This is a genomic window from Guptibacillus spartinae (assembly GCF_028610625.1).
Classification (GTDB): domain Bacteria; phylum Bacillota; class Bacilli; order Bacillales; family Guptibacillaceae; genus Guptibacillus; species Guptibacillus spartinae.
Map to the genome: position 1 here is coordinate 82,579 of NZ_JAQQWU010000015.1, position 14,260 is coordinate 96,838.

General features: G+C 40.2%; 13 protein-coding genes. 11 read left to right on the forward strand and 2 right to left on the reverse strand.

Annotated features, from left to right (window positions below; all coding sequences use genetic code 11):
• Positions 1 to 13: 13 nt before the first annotated feature.
• The 9 genes from PQ511_RS20025 (at position 14) to PQ511_RS23685 (ending at position 8,364) form a co-directional block, all read left to right on the forward strand.
• A complete protein-coding gene (locus tag PQ511_RS20025) occupies positions 14 to 1,504 on the forward strand; it encodes a sugar ABC transporter ATP-binding protein (RefSeq protein WP_273853778.1) in 1,491 nt (496 codons plus the stop codon).
• Positions 1,497 to 2,450, forward strand: coding sequence for a ribose ABC transporter permease RbsC (gene rbsC, locus PQ511_RS20030; RefSeq protein ID WP_273853779.1), 954 nt, complete (start codon positions 1,497 to 1,499; stop codon positions 2,448 to 2,450). The genes PQ511_RS20025 and rbsC overlap by 8 nt, the downstream gene beginning before the upstream one ends.
• 10 nt (positions 2,451 to 2,460) lie before the next feature.
• Positions 2,461 to 3,384 carry a ribose ABC transporter substrate-binding protein RbsB gene (gene rbsB / locus PQ511_RS20035; protein ID WP_273853780.1) on the forward strand — a complete coding sequence of 308 codons (924 nt, stop codon included), beginning with the start codon at positions 2,461 to 2,463 and terminating at the stop codon, positions 3,382 to 3,384.
• 97 nt (positions 3,385 to 3,481) lie between these two features.
• A complete protein-coding gene (locus PQ511_RS20040) occupies positions 3,482 to 4,501 on the forward strand; it encodes a phosphotransferase enzyme family protein (RefSeq protein ID WP_273853781.1) in 1,020 nt (339 codons plus the stop codon).
• A gap of 69 nt (positions 4,502 to 4,570) precedes the next feature.
• Positions 4,571 to 5,500, forward strand: coding sequence for an aldo/keto reductase (locus tag PQ511_RS20045; protein ID WP_273853782.1), 930 nt, complete (start codon positions 4,571 to 4,573; stop codon positions 5,498 to 5,500).
• 82 nt (positions 5,501 to 5,582) lie between these two features.
• Positions 5,583 to 5,771 carry a hypothetical protein gene (locus PQ511_RS20050; RefSeq protein WP_273853783.1) on the forward strand — a complete coding sequence of 63 codons (189 nt, stop codon included), beginning with the start codon at positions 5,583 to 5,585 and terminating at the stop codon, positions 5,769 to 5,771.
• A 265-nt stretch (positions 5,772 to 6,036) separates the two neighbouring features.
• Positions 6,037 to 6,729, forward strand: a complete 693-nt coding sequence (locus PQ511_RS20055) for a Na-translocating system protein MpsC family protein (RefSeq protein WP_273853784.1) — start codon at positions 6,037 to 6,039, stop codon at positions 6,727 to 6,729.
• Between the two features lie 145 nt (positions 6,730 to 6,874).
• Positions 6,875 to 7,060 (forward strand): hypothetical protein, encoded by a 186-nt coding sequence (locus tag PQ511_RS20060; RefSeq protein ID WP_273853785.1) that lies wholly within the window; start codon positions 6,875 to 6,877, stop codon positions 7,058 to 7,060.
• Between the two features lie 80 nt (positions 7,061 to 7,140).
• Positions 7,141 to 8,364 (forward strand): NUDIX domain-containing protein, encoded by a 1,224-nt coding sequence (locus PQ511_RS23685; protein WP_337957785.1) that lies wholly within the window; start codon positions 7,141 to 7,143, stop codon positions 8,362 to 8,364.
• A gap of 37 nt (positions 8,365 to 8,401) precedes the next feature.
• On the opposite strand, the gene chrA is transcribed toward PQ511_RS23685, so the two are convergent.
• Both chrA and PQ511_RS20080 read right to left on the reverse strand, forming a co-directional pair.
• Positions 8,402 to 9,595: a chromate efflux transporter gene (gene chrA / locus PQ511_RS20075; RefSeq protein ID WP_273853786.1), complete on the reverse strand. Its 1,194-nt coding sequence runs from the start codon at positions 9,593 to 9,595 to the stop codon at positions 8,402 to 8,404.
• A gap of 11 nt (positions 9,596 to 9,606) precedes the next feature.
• Positions 9,607 to 9,915, reverse strand: a complete 309-nt coding sequence (locus PQ511_RS20080; protein WP_226659284.1) for a PadR family transcriptional regulator — start codon at positions 9,913 to 9,915, stop codon at positions 9,607 to 9,609.
• 313 nt (positions 9,916 to 10,228) lie between these two features.
• On the opposite strand from PQ511_RS20080, the gene PQ511_RS20085 reads away from it, so the two are divergent.
• Together PQ511_RS20085 and ltaS are read left to right on the forward strand one after the other, a co-directional pair.
• Positions 10,229 to 11,713 carry an MDR family MFS transporter gene (locus PQ511_RS20085; protein WP_273853787.1) on the forward strand — a complete coding sequence of 495 codons (1,485 nt, stop codon included), beginning with the start codon at positions 10,229 to 10,231 and terminating at the stop codon, positions 11,711 to 11,713.
• A 434-nt stretch (positions 11,714 to 12,147) separates the two neighbouring features.
• Positions 12,148 to 14,106 (forward strand): lipoteichoic acid synthase, encoded by a 1,959-nt coding sequence (gene ltaS / locus PQ511_RS20090; RefSeq protein WP_273853788.1) that lies wholly within the window; start codon positions 12,148 to 12,150, stop codon positions 14,104 to 14,106.
• Positions 14,107 to 14,260 lie beyond the last annotated feature (154 nt).

Sequence of the window (14,260 nt, forward strand, 5' to 3'; positions counted from 1 at the left end):
CGAGGTGAACAGCATGCAAATTAGCATGATAGACATTCATAAAGCATTTGGAACGAACAAAGTGCTTGAAGGCGTGAACATCGACATTCAAGAGGCCGAAGTTCATGCGCTTATGGGTGAGAATGGAGCAGGGAAGTCAACGCTCATGAACATTCTTACTGGTCTTCATAAGAAAGATCAAGGAACAATCGAAATTGATGGAAAAGAACGGGTCTTTGATAATCCGAAAGAAGCCGAGGAAAATGGCGTCGCCTTTATTCATCAAGAATTAAACATCTGGCCGGAATTAACGGTTTTGGAGAATTTATTCATTAATAAGGAACCGGTTACATCTTTTGGACTCATTCATACGAAAAAAATGAAAGCGATTGCGGATGAGCAATTTAAGAAGCTAGCCATCTCAATTCCTCTCCACCAGGAAGCGGGAAAATGTTCTGTTGGGCAGCAGCAAATGATTGAAATTGCAAAAGCATTAATGACGGATGCGAAAGTAATTATCATGGACGAGCCAACGGCAGCGTTAACCGAACGAGAAATTCAAACACTGTTCCAGGTCATACGCTCGTTAAAGGAAAGTGGCGTTTCCATCGTCTATATTTCGCATCGAATGGAAGAGATTTTCACGATTTGTGATCGAATTACGGTGATGCGCGATGGTAAAACAGTTGATACCACTTCGATTCCGGACACGAGTTTTGATGAGGTCGTTCGGAAAATGGTTGGCCGTGAATTAAACGATCGTTTTCCAGAACGTGCGCCAAAGCCTGGTGAAACGATGTTAGAGGTTAAAGGCCTGGCAAGAAAAGGCGTATTTCAGAATGTGAATTTCTCTGTTAAATCAGGGGAAATTGTAGGCGTTTCCGGTTTAATGGGTGCTGGGCGAACAGAAGTGATGCGAACCATTTTTGGACTAGATGGTAAATATACTGGTGATATCTACATTAACGGAAAAAAGGTAGTTATTAAAAATCCATCTCAGGCTGTCCAGCTCGGTCTTGGCTTTATTACGGAAGATCGAAAAGAAGAAGGACTAGTGCTCGACTTCTCTCTAAAAGATAATATCGCATTACCGAGTCTTTATAGCTTTGCTCCGAAAGGCTTAATCAATGAGAAAAGCGAGCAAGACTTTGTCGAGCTTCTCATTAAACGGTTAACAATTAAAACGGAGTCTGCTAAAACAAGTGCTAAAAACCTTTCTGGTGGTAATCAACAAAAAGTGGTTATCGCAAAATGGATTGGAATTGGACCTAAAGTATTGATTTTAGATGAACCAACTCGTGGGGTTGATGTTGGAGCGAAGCGTGAAATTTATCAGTTAATGAATGAGTTAACAGATCGTGGAGTTGCCATTATTATGGTTTCCTCAGAACTGCCTGAAGTACTTGGGATGAGCGATCGGATTCTTGTTTTTCGTGAAGGGCAACTAACTGGTGAAGTATCCAAAAAGGAAGCAACGCAAGAGAAAATAATGACGCTGGCAACAGGAGGTCAAGAAAATGAATAATGCGACAAAAACAAATCATGTTGGGAACGTGATGCAGAAATTAGGACCGCTGTTAGGGTTATTGGTGCTTGTTGTAACCGTTTCCATATTAAATCCTAGTTTTTTAGAACCTCTTAACTTATTAAACTTGCTTCGACAAGTTGCCATTAATGCACTTATTGCTTACGGAATGACATTTGTTATTTTAACAGGCGGGATTGACTTATCTGTTGGTTCGATATTGGCGCTCTCGAGTGCACTGATGGCAGGGATGATGGTGTCAGGAATTGACCCCATTTTAGCGATCCTTATTGGTTCACTACTTGGTGCTGTCATGGGGATGGTCAATGGACTGTTGATCACCAAAGGAAAAATGGCACCATTTATTGCAACACTTGCAACGATGACGTTATTCAGGGGATTAACGCTGGTCTATACAGATGGTAACCCGATTACAGGTCTTGGTGATAGCTACGCTTTTCAACTTTTCGGAAGAGGATATTTTCTTGGAATCCCAGTTCCAGCTATTACGATGTTGCTATCATTTGCGGTTCTCTGGGTGATTCTGCATAAAACACCTTTCGGCCGTAAAACGTATGCTATCGGTGGTAATGAGAAAGCTGCCCTGATCTCAGGCATTAAAGTGAATCGTATGAAAGTGATGATTTATTCTCTAGCTGGACTTCTTTCAGCTTTAGCAGGAGCGATTCTAACCTCAAGATTGAACTCAGCACAACCAACAGCAGGAACATCGTACGAGCTTGATGCAATCGCGGCAGTTGTTCTTGGAGGAACAAGCCTTTCCGGAGGCCGAGGCTTAATTGTTGGTACGTTAATCGGTGCACTGATTATTGGTACGTTAAACAACGGCTTAAATCTGCTCGGTGTATCTTCTTTCTTCCAGATGGTGGTCAAGGGTGTTGTTATTATCATTGCTGTCTTAATTGATCGTAAAAAAGCAGCTTAGGAGGATTACTATGAAAAAGTTATTGCCATTCCTGCTCAGTTTGTCCTTGCTTATGCTTGGGGCATGTTCGCTTCAACCGCCTGAGTGGGCAAAGCCGAGCCAGGAAACAGACATAGAAGATATTAAAATTGGTTTATCCGTTTCAACCTTAAATAATCCCTTTTTCGTTTCGATGAAAGATGGAGTAGAAGCGGAAGCGAAAGATAAAGGAATGGACGTTGTAGTGGTAGACGCGCAAAACGATGCGGCAAAACAAATTAGCGATGTGGAAGATCTGATTCAACAGGGGGTGGATGTTCTTCTGATTAATCCAACTGATTCAGCAGCAATTTCGACAGCGGTTCAATCAGCGAATAGCCTTGGCATTCCTGTTGTAACGCTCGACCGTTCAGCTGAAAAGGGCGAGGTCGCAACCCTCGTTTCCTCTGATAACGAAAAAGGTGGAGAGATGGCTGGCGAGTTTTTGGTTGATCAATTAGGAGAAGGGGCCAAAGTAGCTGAGCTTGAGGGGGTACCAGGCGCATCGGCTACTCGTGAACGTGGAAAAGGCTTCCATAACATTGCTGATGAAAAGCTTGATGTTGTGGCAAAGCAAACGGCCAATTTTGATCGGACAGAAGGTTTAAATACGATGGAAAACTTGCTACAGGGTAATCCAGACATTGAAGCAGTATTTGCTCACAATGATGAAATGGCGCTTGGGGCTTTACAAGCCATTCAAAGCTCAGGGAAAGACATTCTTGTTGTTGGATTCGATGGAAATGAGGATGCGATCAATAGTATTCAAGATGGAAAGCTATCAGCCACTGTTGCCCAGCAACCTGAGGAAATTGGTTCACTTGCTGTTCAGGCTGGGGTGGATGTATTAAAAGGAAACGAAGTCGATGAAACGATCCCTGTGCCATTAAAACTTGTATCAGAAGAAACAAAATAAAACGAAGCGCTCTCACTTGTGGGGGCGTTTTGTCGTTTAAGAGGAAATGGGATAGAAAAGTCGAACTCAATTACTAGAAGAGAAGGAGGTTGTGGAGATGGAAGCATGGATTGAAGCAATGTTCTCAGAAAAGATTGTCGATGAAGCGATTAACCGGTTTGGAATGGAAGCGACAAATAGAACGAAACAAGGCGATTTCGAAAACTATGTTTATGAAGTGGAAGAAAGTGAAAAGGCATGGATACTTCGATTTACGCATAGCTCTCACCGTACTATTGAGGAAATAAATTCCGAACTTGTTTGGATAAATGAATGTTATAAGGAAGGCATTCATGTTGCACGCGCCTATCCTTCTAAAACGAGCAAGCTAGTTGAACGGTTTTCAACAGAGAACGGGCAATTTTTCGCCTGTTTATTTGAGAAAGTACCGGGTAAAGCAATTAACGTGAATGAGGCCGTGTTTGGCCCTCCCCTATTCGAAGCGTGGGGAAGAGAGATTGGGAAAATGCACCGTCTCTCAATGAAAAAGAATCTATCTGTTCAGCGACAGAGATGGGATGAAGGTGACCTGCTTCAATTTGATCGTTTTCTTTCCAAACGCGAAGATGCCAAAATTATCATAGAAGGCAAAAGACTCATTGAAGAAATACAAACATTCCATGAAACAGGAAAAACGTTCGGACTTATTCACTCGGATGTTCATCACGGTAACTTTCATTATGACGGTCAATATATTCATCTCTTCGATTTCGATGATAGTATGTATCATTATTATGTTAGTGATCTTGCTATTCCTGTCTATTATGCAGTTTGGCATAAATGTGGGACGACATCTCTTATTGAGCGTTCATGCTTTGCTACAGCATTTTTACGTTCATTTTTGAAGGGGTACCGTGAAGAAGTAAATATTTCTTATGAATGGCTTAAAACGCTACCATATTTTCTACGATTAAGAGATTTTGAGCTTTATACTGTGTTTCATAAAAAATTTGATATAGATAAGATGAATTCAAAAGGAAAAGCGATGTTAGAGGGCATTCGTGAAAGGTTGGTTCACTCAGAATTAATCGCAGAGCCAGCTTTAGAAGACAGAGAGAACTGGATTGAAAGCACGTAACGATGTTTTCCAATTACTAAGAAGTGGTAATGTACTTTGCGTAGCTTTTAACAGAAAGGATGATTGAAAGTGGCAAAAGTACAAATTGGAAAATCAGGTTTACAGGCAAATCCAATCGGATTAGGTACAAATGCTGTTGGTGGACATAACATTTATCCGAATTTAAATGAAGAAACTGGGAAAGACCTTGTAAGAGCAGCATTAGACAATGGCATCAATTTATTGGATACAGCTTATATATATGGCCCTGAGCGTTCTGAAGAACTTGTTGGCGAAGTGATAAAGGAACGTGGAAGTCGAGACGATATCGTTCTCGCAACAAAGGGAGCTCATGAATTTAAAGGAGAAGAAGTGGTCTTTAACAACTCACCTTCTTTCTTAAAACAATCAGTGGAGAATAGCTTAAAGCGGCTTCAAACGGACTATATTGATTTATTCTATATTCATTTTCCAGATGAACAGACGAACAAAGCAGAAGCAGTAGGGGCTCTTAAAGAATTGAAGGATCAAGGAAAAATTAAATCGATTGGCGTTTCTAATTTCAATTTAGAGCAGTTGAAAGAAGCAAACAAGGATGGCTATGTTGATGTGCTTCAAAGTCACTACAACTTATTCCATCGAGAGGCAGAGGAAGATCTACTTCCTTATACAGCTGAACAGGGAATTTCTTTTATCCCATACTTCCCACTTGCCTCCGGACTTCTAGCAGGTAAATATGATGAAAACACAACGTTCAATGATTTTCGCTCGAAGAATCCTCTCTTCCAGGGAGAAGCTTTTAAAGCAAACTTAAAGAAAGTTGATCAGGTACGAAACATCGCGAATGCGAAGGGTGTTGAGGTACCACACCTCGTCCTTGCATGGTATTTGACGCGTGATAGCATTGATGTCCTTATCCCAGGGGCCAAACGTCAAGAACAGGTCGTTGATAACTTGAAAACACTTGATGTGAAATTAACTAGTGAAGAAATTCAACGAATTGACCAGATTTTTAAGTAAGAATAGGAGAAGCCAGGGGTGTTTACGTCCTCTGGTTTTTTAGTAGGCAATACCGTAGTTTACTGAAAGGAGTCAAGTCGCGATGAAAAAAAACGTGCTGTTTGTCTTAACGTTAACTATCGTGCTTATTGCCATTCTCCTTATCTTTCTTTTCGAAGAAGATCGCGCCGCCCGTCCGGGAATGATTATGTCTCTTGGCGCAGTAGCCATTGTTTTTCAACGAGTCGTTTGGTTAGTGGCAAAAAGAAAAAAGAAGAATCAAAGAAGATAGCTCTATAGATCATGAACGTACCCCATTTAGAAAGGGAATGAGTTTGTGGAAAAAATAAGATTCCAGCTTCAATCCTACATAAAAGAATAAAGTTTCTAAGCCCCTGCTACGTTCTGGCAGACACTAAAAGCAAAGCGTTACACTACTGTCATCTAAATGAAATATCAAAATCAGTCCATATTCTTTCAATGCATTGGAAAGACTACTATAATGAGTACTGGATGGGGAATATAAAGTTCCTATCTTAGAATAAAGGGTGAACATCATGGAAGGTAAATCAAGTGAAGCTGAGATTGCGAGTTATGTTGGTAAACTGTTAAGAGATAACTTTGGGAAAGGCCCATCATCGGTGTACGTCTCGATTCAGGAGCCGTATATGACGATTTACTTTCGCGATTTTCTTGCGCCGATGGAACGTGTGCTTGTCGATCAGAAAGAGGATATGCGTGTAGAAGAAACGCGCGATTTGCTTATTCAAGGCCTACTACCCGAAATTAAAGCGTCGATTCGAGTCATGACAGATATTGAAATTGAGTCCTTTTATCATGATTGGTCGCTTCAAAATCGATCTGGTGTTATTGTGGGTGTGATGAAAAACATCAATGTATTGGAAGGCAAGGCGCTTCCTGCCTATGATGAAAAAGAACGTGTCCACGAGGAAATTATTCGCGTTAGTATGCTTGCAGAAAAAGCGCCAGAAAAAGTCGACTCTTGCATGTTAAATGATCGAACGCTCGTCGTTCTTCGTGATGGTATTCTTGTTCGCATCGAAAAAGAATTAATTCGAGATGGTTTTGAAGAACAATTGAAATTAACAAAAAGGCGTCTCGAGAAGAGCTTGCTTCACGACCACCAATTTGAATCAATCCTTTCTACAAAAGTGGAAGATATCTTTGTAGATTGGGATTTTAATTTAGATAAAAGCTATATTACGTTAATCCTTAAACCTAACAGATAATAGGTGGAAATAAACTGGGCGATAGAACCAGTTATAAGCCAAAAAGAACCAGTCCTCTGGTTCTTTTTGGCTTTTTTTATTTTACTATCCTTCCAATGCAGCAATAGTCACGCTATGAACAAAGAATTAGACAAGGAGGAAGATAATGAAATACCTAATCGATCATTCGAAACGAATTATTCATCGAACGCCATTTGCTGGTGATCAATGTGAATTTCATACAACCCCTATTACCAAAAGAGAAGGAACGCACGATCAGTTATACCTTCAAAAGCTAATCGACAAAGAATTATATGAAATTTGCAGTCATTGTAAAGGTAGTATTCGGTAGGACCGATTGCCAAAGAAGGAAGTTTCTTCTCTTGAATCGAATGGTTTAATGATGTGAACCAGTTGATGAGGAGGAAAGTCATGGATCGAAACAGAGCCGGAGTGGTCATCATTCAAGATAATCAACTTGCGTTAATTGAGCGAAAACGAAATGATGAAACGTATTATGTTATCCCTGGTGGGGGAATAGAAGAAAATGAAACTTCCAAACAAGCCGCCAAAAGAGAAGCTCTTGAAGAATTAGGAGTAGACGTATGTGTAAAAGCGTTATATACATCTTTCCAATTGAATGGGATACATTTTTACTTTACGGCTGAAATAACCGGTGGAGAATTTGGAAGCGGCACTGGTAACGAATATCAGGCTTCATCACATAAACGAGGTACGTATAAAGCGGTTTGGGTACCGTTAGAGGAACTAACTGGTTTATGTATCTACCCTGAAGAGGTGAGATCAGTATTGGTTTCTGACGCGAGGCTGAAACTTACTGAAGCTCATTCTGAGAGAGGTGAAAGTGATCAATTAAGCTGGGTAGGCAACATGTATTCATATATAGATGAACCAACCTGTACGGAGGTTGGAGCCGTCTCAGTCGGACGTTTCGGTGGAAACTCTTCAGCTGGACAGAATAAGAATGAAGATGGTTGTCTCGTCTGGACGGGAGCGGATTGGGAATTTGCAATCATATTAGATGCACATAAAACGGCAAATAGTGCAGCCCTTATTATAGATGAATTTGAGAGAAGCCAATCGTACCTGTTAAACATTCTTTCTAAAGAGACGGCAGAAGCGATGGAGGCATTACCTGGAGCGGTTTTAGCTCTTTTTCAAAACGAAGCATTTAAGCAAAAGTGTCGGGATGTGGATGGGGAAACAGCTTGTTTGATCGCTGTCCGAAAAGACAAGTATCTCTGGTGGTTTTCGGTAGGGGATTGTCTCCTGTTTTTGATTCATTCAGATTTAGAATTATTTGGAGAATCGGTTCAAAATCATCGGAGTTTCTACGAATGGATTGGCGAAGTAAACACATTTGATGCGGTCGTTCCATGCTATAGTACAGGCATAAAAGAATTGAGAAAAGGAAATAACCGCATCTTTTTAACGACGGATGGGTTATTAGAGTGTCCTCATACAAATTACCATTTACCAGAGCAAGTTGTTGAGAGAATGAAAAATAACTCAGTTCGAAATGGAGTACTGCAGTTATTAAATGAGATACAGGTCAAAGGCGTAAGAGATAGCACGACTATCTTGGCATGGGATCGGATGATTCTTGAAGATGGCGCTATGCCGAGTGACATTTAATGAAAGAAGCCGTCGCACACATGTGCGACGGCTTCTTTTAAAATGAATGAATCAGTTGGATCCCATACCCTCCGATAATCCCAATTACCACGATCATCCAAGCCGGCCATTTCCAAATGGATAGAAGAGCGAATAAGATCGCGGCAAGTGCAAAGTCTTCTCCTGACATAATCGCGCTTTTGAAAACTGGATCGTAAAAGGCTGCTAACAAAATTCCTACCACGCTTGCATTCACGCCAATTAAAACTTTTTGGAAGGAAGCGCGCTTTCGTAATTCATTTAGAAAAGGCAGGGCAGCCGTAATCAATAAAAAGGATGGTAAGAAAATCGCTATAGTTACAACGATCGCTCCGGTTATGCCACCTAGCATTGTACCGAGATAGCTTGCGAACGTAAATAAAGGACCAGGAACTGCTTGGGCCATTCCATAACCTGCAAGGAATTGATCAGCCGAGAGAAGACCTTCAGGAACAATTTCTCGTTCAATCATCGGTAGGACGACATGTCCTCCCCCGAATACTAGCGCACCAACTCGAAAGAAGGTATCGAATAAATGAAGTAGCGGGTGATCGGTTAATCGGTTAAGGATGGGAAGAACAACCAATAGCAATCCTAATAAAATGAGCGCAGATACCCCTGATTTTTTTGATAAGGAAACTGGAAAAGGTTTTACGTTCGTTTCGGTTTTGTCGCTAAAGAGGATTAGTCCAAGCAATCCAGCACCTGCAATAATAAGAAGTTGCATCCAGGCAGACGGATAGAGAAGTAAGATAAGGGCTGCTCCTAACGCAATCGCCACTCTTGTTCGATCGGGTGTTACTTTTTTTCCGAGTCCAATAACGGCGTGGAGCACGACCGCAGCTGCAACGATCTTCAAACTATGAATGAACGTGCCATCTCCTAGTGAAAAGGTTTGATAAAGCAAGGCGAAGCCGATAAGGATTAGAACTGAAGGTACTGTAAAGCCGAACCACGAAAGAAAGCCACCTAGCATGCCACCGCGCATCATGCCGATGGCAATCCCGACTTGACTACTAGCGGGTCCAGGAAGAAATTGACAGAGTGCAATGATGTCAGCATACATTTTGTCATCAAGCCATTTTCGCCGATCCACATATTCGTTTTTAAAATAAGCGAGGTGTGCCACTGGACCTCCAAATGAGGTTAAACCAAGACGCGTTGATACGAGAAAAATTTCAATAAACGTTTTAAATGACTGATTTCCTGGCATGTTGGCCCCCGTTAGTCTTTGATTTCTTTAAAAAGCTCGTATGCTTTTGATTGCGCTTCTGATAAGATTAGTGCGCCTTTCTCGGTGGTACGATAGTATTTTCGAATTTTCCCATTCACATTACTTTCTTCCTTAGAAAGTAGATCATCCTTCTCCATGTTGTGAAGAATAGGATATAATGTCCCAGAGCTCATTTCATATCCGTGCTCACGAAGTTCTTCTAGCATCCATGATCCATAGATAGGTTCTTCCTTAGCGTGATGAAGAATATGAATTTGTATGAATCCTAGAAAAAGCTTTCGCAATATCTTATTATCCACTTGTACCCCTCCTCAATATCTAAGACCGATATCGAAATACGATATTGATGTTCAAGGTTAGTGTAATTGGAAATAGCTGAATGCACAAGTGAATGCTACTAATCTTAATTAAGCTTTAACAATAACCTTACTTAATGGTCGCATAAGATTATGAGTGTACACTTTCAATCCTTAATCGACTAAGCTTAATTTCTTTTCTTAACGCTTCAGGTATAGTAAGATATGGACTGTTGTTTAGAAAGTGAATGGACTGTAAATTCTAATGAAATAAACATATAAGTACTTCATCATGAACGAAAAGGGAGGGGAATAGATGGAGAAAAAACAGACGTATGAATTTTTAGCTGATAATCCAGATTTTAACGTGAAACCAGTGATGATTTCACTTATTATTGGCGCGTTTTTTGCTATCTTAAATGAAACACTTTTAAATATTGCTTTAACCACATTAATGGATCAGTTTAGCGTCACGCCTGCAACGGTTCAGTGGATGGCCACAGGCTTCTTATTAGTAATGGGGATCTTAACACCGATTTCGGCTCTTCTTCTCCAATCATTTACAACAAGACAGATGTTTATTGGAACAATGACGATCTTTACAATCGGTACGCTTATATGTGCAGTAGCGCCGACGTTTGCCGTTCTTTTATCTGGTCGACTTCTTCAGGCAGTTGGAACGGGATTGTTAATTCCAATCATATTTAACACCTTTCTTCTTATATTTCCGCCTGAACGTCGCGGTACTGTAATGGGGACTGTTGGGCTTGTTATCATGTTTGCACCAGCAATTGGGCCAACCCTTTCAGGAATCATTGTAGATCAACTCGGTTGGAGATATCTATTCATTACAGTCATTCCATTTGCTTTGTTTTCAATTGCATTTGGTTATAAGTTCCTAAAAAACGTAGGGGAAGTAACCAAGCCAAAAGTGGATGTACTTTCCATCCTATTATCTACTGTTGGCTTTGGTGGAATCGTACTCGCCTTTAGCTTTGCGGGAGAAGGAGAAGTGAGCTATTTAGCTCCACAAGTCTTTTTTCCACTTATCTCTGGGATCATATCCCTTATCCTATTTGTCAAAAGGCAGCTTAAGTTAGAGGAGCCATTGCTTGACGTTCGAGTCTTTAAGTACCCGATGTTCACTGTTGCGGTATTGCTTTTTATTATCATTATTATGGCTATGTTTTCATCCGAGATTATTTTACCGATGTACATGCAGGGACCGTTAGCTTTATCTCCTCAAACGGCAGGCTTGATTCTGCTTCCGGGGGCACTGTTAAATGGATTGATGTCACCAGTCATGGGGAAATTATTTGATAAATTTGGTCCGAGAAAACTCATTATTCCAGCAAGCTTCGTGCTAGTTGGCGTCATGTTTACGTTTAGTAAAGTAGGATTAAATACCTCCATTACGTTGATTGTAGTCACTTACATCCTACTTATGTTATCCATATCAGCAATCATGATGCCAGCTCAAACGAATGGGTTAAATGGATTGCCGAAAAAGCTTTATCCCCATGGAACAGCTATTATGAACACGCTCCAACCTGTTTCAGGAGCGATTGGGGTCTCGGTATTCATTAGCATCATGACAAATCGTCAACAAAATTATCTTGATCATGCTTCAAACCCTTCGAGTGCACAAACCATTAGCGAGTCTCTTGTATCAGGGGTTGAGCTTGTCTATCTTGTGGCGTTTGGCTTTACGATTGTTGGTTTCTTCGTTTCTCTCTTTATTCGTAAGGCATTACCTGAAAATCATTCCGATCAGCACGAAGTTGAAGCTGTAAATGAATAACAAAAAGCGTCTCTCATTGAGACGCTTTTTTAGATGTCACAACTCTGTAACGAAATATGAGACTTTGTGCTTTTATGATGAAAGAGAAAATGTAATATAATTGAAAAGATATGTGGGCAATGTTTAAAAGTTGTGAAGAAAAGGTAAATGGTGAGAAGGTTTTTCGCTACATTCCTAGATATTCCCTGGTGCTTTCCTTATTTTCTCTATTCTTTAACAGCAAGGTTACGATTCATGGAGCAACTTTACGACAGTATTAAAAGAACGTTTTCATGAATAGACGAGGGAGTGGACACCTTTTGTATGAAATTTGACATTAAATTTTTTAGGGAGTATTATACTCAAGTATTAGGATTTAAACAAAATTAACATTTTTACATTTAAAATATATTCTTTAACGTAATTTACAATTTACAAGGAGGTTTACAACTGACATGCGAAACAAATTAAGCAGTCAGATTAATAAGCCATGGACATTGTTCTTTGGGGTCATTCTATTATTCTGGTTAAAAACGTATGCCGTCTATCAAACTGAATTTGATCTAGGAATTCAAAATAGTATGCAGTCGTTCCTATTAATATTAAATCCAATTAGTTCGTTGCTTCTATTCTTTGGATTTGCGCTATTCTTTAAAGGTCGCAAACGGGCATGGGCTATTCTAATCATTGATTTTATCCTTTCATTTATTCTCTATGCAAATGTTGTGTATTATCGTTTCTTTAATGACTTCATTACACTTCCTACCGTCATGCATACAAATGATGCGGGAGAATTGAAAGACAGTGCGTTTGCATTGATGCATTTCTCAGATGCATTCTATTTTATCGACACGCTACTCATTCTCGGGTTAATTCTCTTTAAAGTAGTTAAACCTCAAGTAGCAATTAAGAAGAAAAAGATTGCGCTTGTATTTGCATCAGCAGCCGTTTTCTTTACTGTGAACCTTGGACTTGCTGAAGCAGATCGTCCAGAACTTCTAACACGTGCTTTTGATCGTACGTATCTTGTAAAATATATTGGTCAGTTTAATTATCAAATTTTTGATGTTGTGACCACTGTAAAGTCTAGCTCTCAAAGTGCATTTGCAAGCAGTGATGACCTAACGGATGTTCGAAACTTCGTTGAAGCAAACCGGACAGAGCCAAATCCAGAGTATTTTGGTAAAGCTGAGGGAATGAATGTGATTTATATTTCCCTTGAATCGCTTCAAAACTTTGTGATTGGAAAAGAAGTTGATGGTCAAGAAGTTACGCCATTCTTAAATAGTCTTATTGAAGATAAAAATACGTTTTATTTCGATAATATCTTCCATCAGGTAGGACAGGGGAAGACGTCGGATGCTGAATTCATGATGGCAAACTCACTCTATCCACTCCCAAGTGGGTCAGTAGCGATGGAAAAAGCGCGTAACACGTATCAGGCGCAACCAGCTATTCTAGAACAAAAAGGGTATACAACGTCGTCTCTACATGGTAATGGTAAAACGTTCTGGAATCGTGATGAAATGTACAAATCATTTGGTATCCAGAAATTCTTTGATTCAAGCTACTATGATATGAATGAAGAAGATGTTCATAACTATGGTCTAAAAGATAAGCCGTTCTTTAAACAATCGATTCCATATCTTGAAAGTCTTGAACAACCGTTTCATGCGAAAATGTTGACTTTATCAAACCACTTTCCGTTTACAATGGACGAAGGTGATGTGGACTTCCCAACCCCTGAAACGAATGATTCAGTGGTAAATGGTTACTTCCAAACGGCAAAATACATGGATGAATCCATTGAACAATTCTTTAATGATCTGAAAGAATCAGGGCTTTATGACAACACTGTGATTGTGATGTATGGAGATCATTATGGTATCTCAAATAACCACAATACAGCTATGTCAGAAGTAATGGGTGAAGAAGTAGGCTCATACGAAAATGCTCAACTTCAGCGCGTACCGTTATTCATTACGGCACCTGGCGTAGAAGGGAAGCAAGTACATGAATATGGTGGACAAATGGACGTTCGTGACACTGTTCTTCACCTACTCGGTGTTGAAACAGATGATTACATCTCATTTGGTTCCGATCTTCTCTCAGAAGATCACCGTGAAATCGTGCCATTCCGTAATGGGGATTTCGTAACACCAGAGGTTACGTCAGTTAACGAGAAATGCTATGCGAATCCGACCGGTGAAAAAGTAGACGCAGAAAAATGTGAGCAAGCAGGACAATTTGTCAAAGAGTCACTCGAACTTTCAGATAAAGTTGTGTATGGTGACTTGCTCCGTTTCTACGAACCTAAAGGATTTACGCCTGTCGACCGTAACGATTACAACTACACAGTTGACCAGGTAGATCCGGTTCAAGAGGACCCTGCCCAAGAAAAAGAACAGAAATAAATCAAAAGCATTCCGCCTTGCGGAATGCTCAGCTTGTAGAGGAACCCCCGGTTCCTCTACAAGCTTTTTTTAATGATTTTGATTTTGATGTTAGTTCAAATGGTCAAAATGGTCTTCCGATGTAAATAAGATGAAAAAAACTCTCCTTCACCTA

Bases quoted from the DNA above. Each gene is read 5' to 3' on its own strand.
- PQ511_RS20085 (WP_273853787.1), top strand. From the start codon at position 10,229: ATGGAGAAAAAACAGACGTATGAATTTTTAGCTGATAATCCAGATTTT.
- rbsC (WP_273853779.1), top strand. From the start codon at position 1,497: ATGAATAATGCGACAAAAACAAATCATGTTGGGAACGTGATGCAGAAA.
- PQ511_RS20060 (WP_273853785.1), top strand. From the start codon at position 6,875: ATGAAATACCTAATCGATCATTCGAAACGAATTATTCATCGAACGCCA.
- chrA (WP_273853786.1), bottom strand. From the start codon at position 9,595: ATGCCAGGAAATCAGTCATTTAAAACGTTTATTGAAATTTTTCTCGTA.
- rbsB (WP_273853780.1), top strand. From the start codon at position 2,461: ATGAAAAAGTTATTGCCATTCCTGCTCAGTTTGTCCTTGCTTATGCTT.
- PQ511_RS20025 (WP_273853778.1), top strand. From the start codon at position 14: ATGCAAATTAGCATGATAGACATTCATAAAGCATTTGGAACGAACAAA.
- PQ511_RS23685 (WP_337957785.1), top strand. From the start codon at position 7,141: ATGGATCGAAACAGAGCCGGAGTGGTCATCATTCAAGATAATCAACTT.
- ltaS (WP_273853788.1), top strand. From the start codon at position 12,148: ATGCGAAACAAATTAAGCAGTCAGATTAATAAGCCATGGACATTGTTC.
- PQ511_RS20050 (WP_273853783.1), top strand. From the start codon at position 5,583: ATGAAAAAAAACGTGCTGTTTGTCTTAACGTTAACTATCGTGCTTATT.
- PQ511_RS20055 (WP_273853784.1), top strand. From the start codon at position 6,037: ATGGAAGGTAAATCAAGTGAAGCTGAGATTGCGAGTTATGTTGGTAAA.
- PQ511_RS20040 (WP_273853781.1), top strand. From the start codon at position 3,482: ATGGAAGCATGGATTGAAGCAATGTTCTCAGAAAAGATTGTCGATGAA.